This is a genomic window from Corynebacterium sp. Marseille-P8863 (genome assembly GCF_946902955.1).
GTDB classification, from domain to species: domain Bacteria; phylum Actinomycetota; class Actinomycetes; order Mycobacteriales; family Mycobacteriaceae; genus Corynebacterium; species Corynebacterium gottingense.
The window spans coordinates 1-3,765 of the sequence record NZ_CAMPQC010000030.1; the positions used below are offsets into that span (position 1 = coordinate 1).

The following is a 3,765-nucleotide window of genomic DNA, read 5'->3' on the forward strand; positions in this document are numbered from 1 at the left end:
GAACACCAAACGTCTTCACGAGGCGTTGGACTACGCCACCCCACAAGAAGTAGAAACCGAGTATTATCTCACCGAGCCCATCAACACAGGGCCGTAAAAGAAGCGGAACCAAACCCAGGACGCTTCAGACCCTAAATAATCAGCAACGACAGTGACGCATAGGAACACAACGGATGCTGTGATCGGAAGCCTCACTGATAGAGGGAGCATCGACGCTCCGACAATGATAAATGCGAGTTGGCGTGTATCTGGTAGTTCAAGCGCATACTGCCAGACGATGGCAATGACTGCGAGAAAAATACACGCGATTGTGATGTATCGCCGCGTCGTGATGGCAGTTCCCATAACACTGGGGGAAAGCGGGGACTGCCAGTTCACGATACTCCTTGCGGTGTTGGTCTTTACATGTTGACGTTACCGAACAGTGATTTTGACGACCTGTGGTTTATCAAAGTTGTTGACCGTCGCGTGGCCCTCTAGCCGCGCTTTACCGGAGGACAAAGCCCCAACCTTAGGGCAGGACGCGTCGATGCGTTTCTCCCCTGGCTCAAGTTTCCAGTAGTAGACGGAATTCCTATCGGTGTAGTGCGCCATTTCCGGGAGCAAGCCACCGAGTGAGCATCTGCCCGCTGTCCTTCCATCTTCGGTGACAATTTGGATGACGGATTCTTCGCCACGCGGTTGTACGTGGGGTGCCGGGGTGCTTGGTGCTCCAATTGCAATGGCCGTCGCGACTGCCGTGGCAACGGACGCAAAAGTCAGGACACTTGCGAGAAGTGGGGCAACAGCGTCCCAACTGATTGGAAATTGTCTAATTGCGGCTTGAACCGATGCTGGAACCTGGATTGGTAGACGCATTGTTGTCCTTTTCCTTAATGTCGTTAAAAGTGTTGATCATCGAAGGGGTAATTCGCACCTGGGGATGGAATAATGGAGGCCCATCGGCCCCCGCGCATTGAGTATTCATCGAGCATGCAGTAAAAGTACAGAGTACTGCGATGTTCATATACTTTCGTATATAAAATGTGCCGATCCTACCCGCGCAGCACGACTACCAGGTTGGAAACCGCAAACTCGCGGAGCAGGGGCACCCGCGTCAACCACCAGGCCCAGCGAGGGTGGTAGCGCGGGAACGCAGCGAGGAGCCTGCCGGTCGATTCCGCCCACGCCAAGCCCTCCTTTGCGGAGACGGCGAAGAGGGACTCGCCCCACTTGTTCTTCGGCTCGTGCCCGTGGGCAGCCACGTAACGACGCCTAGCGAACTCGCCGCCCACGTAGTGCTGCCACAGGCCGGTCTCGTGCCCGCCGAAGGGTCCCAACCACACCGTATAACTCAGCACCACCAGGCCGCCGGGCTTGGCCACACGCAACATCTCCTCGGCCATCGTCTGCCAATCCGGGATGTGCTCCGCAACGTTGGAGGAGTACACCACGTCGAAGGAATCGGTGGCGACGGGGAGGGCGGTGCCGTCGCCACGGACGGAGCCGTAGCCGGAAATACCGGCCGCGGACAGCTCCGAGACGCTCGGCTCCACGCCCACATAGAAGGTATCCGCGAAGGCCTCGGCGAAATAGCCCGGACCGCCGCCCACATCTAACACCGACTTACCCCGCAGGGGGGATGCAGTGAGGTCGGCGGAGAGGGCGTCGAGAAGCTGGTAGGTGTCGCGGGCCAACCCCTCGTAGAAGATGCGAGGGCGGAACTGCTCATAGCGAAACGAGCGTAACAAGCGCAACGAACGTGCCAAGGTGGCCAGGTGGCGGGTACGGTACATGACAATGAAGATACTGCTGATGTGTTGGCGCGACTCCACCCACAAGGTGGCGGCTCCGAGGCGTACCTGGAACGCGTCGGCGAAGCGCTCGCGGCCGCCGGCCACCAGGTGATCTACCGCACCGCGAAACACACCGACGCCCCGCGCGTCACTCGCAGAAACGGCATCCGCTTCGAACGCGCCGGGGGCAAATACAGTGTCTACCTGCTCGCGCCATTCGCCGCGTGGCGACACCGGCCCGACATCATCGTGGACACCCAAAACGGCATCCCCTTCTTCGCACGCCTCTACTCGCGGGCCGCGACCGTGCTGCTCACGCACCACTGCCACAAGGAACAGTGGCCGGTGGCCGGGCCGATCATCGGGCGGTTCGGGTGGTGGCTGGAATCCAAGGTGGCGCCCAGGGTGTTCCGCGGGGCGCCGTACGTGACGGTCTCGCGGGCTTCGAAACGCGATTTGGAGGCGCTCGGGGTGGACCCAGCCGCGATCCGCATCATCGAAAACGGGGTGGCCCCCGTGCCCGCCGAACTGCCCACCCTCGCCGACGACGGCCACACCCACGTGGTCATCCTCTCCCGGCTCGTGCCACACAAGCAGATCGAGCACGCCATCGACGCCGTCGCCGCCCTCGACAACGTGGTGCTCGACGTGATCGGCTCCGGCTGGTGGGAAGACCAACTCCGCGAATGCGCCGGCGACCTCGCAGGCGAGCGCGTCATCTTCCACGGCCACGTCGCTGACGACCACAAACACGCCTTGCTCGCCCGCGCACAACTCCACCTCATGCCCAGCGCCAAAGAAGGCTGGGGCATCGCCGTCATCGAAGCCGCCCAACACGCCGTCCCCACCATCGGCTACGCGGCGGCAGGCGGCCTCGCCGACTCAGTGCAGCACGGCGAAACCGGCATGCTCGTGGGCACGCACGCCGAGTTCGTCGCCGAAGTCGCCCACTTCCTTGACGACGCCCCCCTCCGCCAAACCCTCGGCACCCAGGCGCAACAGCGCGCCGGGACCTACTCGTGGGCGGCAACTGGGCGCAAGTTCACCCAGTTCATCGACAGTCTTTAGAGCAGCTCCGTCGACCAGTTCAACTGCTGAATCTTCGTATCCAGCTCCCGGTACTCCTTCGCCGTCTTATCCGCCATCGCGTGCAACTGCCCCACATCCACAGTGGACACATACCGCACCTCGGAAGCGGAGTAGCGGGCCGCACGTGCCGACGCCGCATCCGCCACCGCACTATAAAACCTCCGGGCACGCAAAACTATCGCCGGCCTCAAAACCGCCACGTCCGGGACCGTCACCACCACCTGCGGACCCCACGACGTCGGCTACGTCCCCCAAGACCTGCTGACCAGCGCGTCGCTGACCGCGTTCGAATCCATCGTGGTCGCCGCAAAAGCTGGCGGCGCCGTCACCAACCCACTCGAGGCCACCGCCGCGATGATGGACCGCCTCGGCATCCTCCACATCTCCGACCGGATGGTCTGCTACATGTCCGGCGGCCAGCGCCAACTCGCCGGCGTCGCCCAGATGCTGGTACGCGAACCCCAACTCCTCCTTCTCGACGAACCCACCTCCGCCCTCGACCTCCACCATCAAGTAAGCCTGCTCACCATCATCCGCAACATCGTCGCCGAATCGGAACGCCAAGCCGTCGTCGCAATCCACGACCGCAACCTCGCCGCCCGCTACTGCGACGAACTCCTGGTCATGAAAGCCGGCCGCGTAATCACGCACGGCGAACCCCTCGACGTGCTCACCCCCGAACTCCTCCAAGACGTCTACGGCATCGAAGCCCGCGTCCTTTACGACCCAGTCTCAGGCGCGCCCGTCATCTGCCCTGCGTAGGGAAGGTAGTGATTTGATCCGTCTTGGCGTGGAACTGTTCTGGGTAGGCATTCAACGAGAGTCACCGCAGGTGGGGTGCATATGTATTTTCGATGTCAGCCCCAAAGGTAAACTATGTCACATATCACAATATTGAAAA

General features: G+C 61.7%; 3 protein-coding genes and 1 pseudogene. 2 read left to right on the forward strand and 2 right to left on the reverse strand.

The features are described 5' to 3' along the window. Positions 1–1,034: 1,034 nt before the first annotated feature. Positions 1,035–1,775, reverse strand: a complete 741-nt coding sequence (locus OVO38_RS12300; protein ID WP_267208684.1) for a class I SAM-dependent methyltransferase — start codon at positions 1,773–1,775, stop codon at positions 1,035–1,037. A gap of 4 nt (positions 1,776–1,779) precedes the next feature. Here OVO38_RS12300 and OVO38_RS12305 point away from each other — a divergent pair. Continuing rightward, positions 1,780–2,843: pseudogene (locus tag OVO38_RS12305) on the forward strand (glycosyltransferase family 4 protein). On the opposite strand, the gene OVO38_RS12310 reads toward OVO38_RS12305, so the two are convergent. Next, complete coding sequence (locus OVO38_RS12310) at positions 2,840–3,085, reverse strand: DIP1984 family protein (RefSeq protein WP_323746837.1); 246 nt, start codon at positions 3,083–3,085, stop codon at positions 2,840–2,842. The pseudogene OVO38_RS12305 and the gene OVO38_RS12310 overlap by 4 nt on opposite strands. Here OVO38_RS12310 and OVO38_RS12315 point away from each other — a divergent pair. Further along, entirely contained in the window at positions 3,042–3,626 is a 585-nt protein-coding gene (locus OVO38_RS12315; protein ID WP_267208688.1) for an ABC transporter ATP-binding protein, read from the forward strand. The genes OVO38_RS12310 and OVO38_RS12315 overlap by 44 nt on opposite strands. The last annotated feature ends 139 nt before the right edge of the window (positions 3,627–3,765 follow it).

Coding starts and splice junctions, on each gene's coding strand:
- OVO38_RS12300 (WP_267208684.1), bottom strand. CDS start 1,775: ATGTACCGTACCCGCCACCTGGCCACCTTGGCACGTTCGTTGCGCTTG.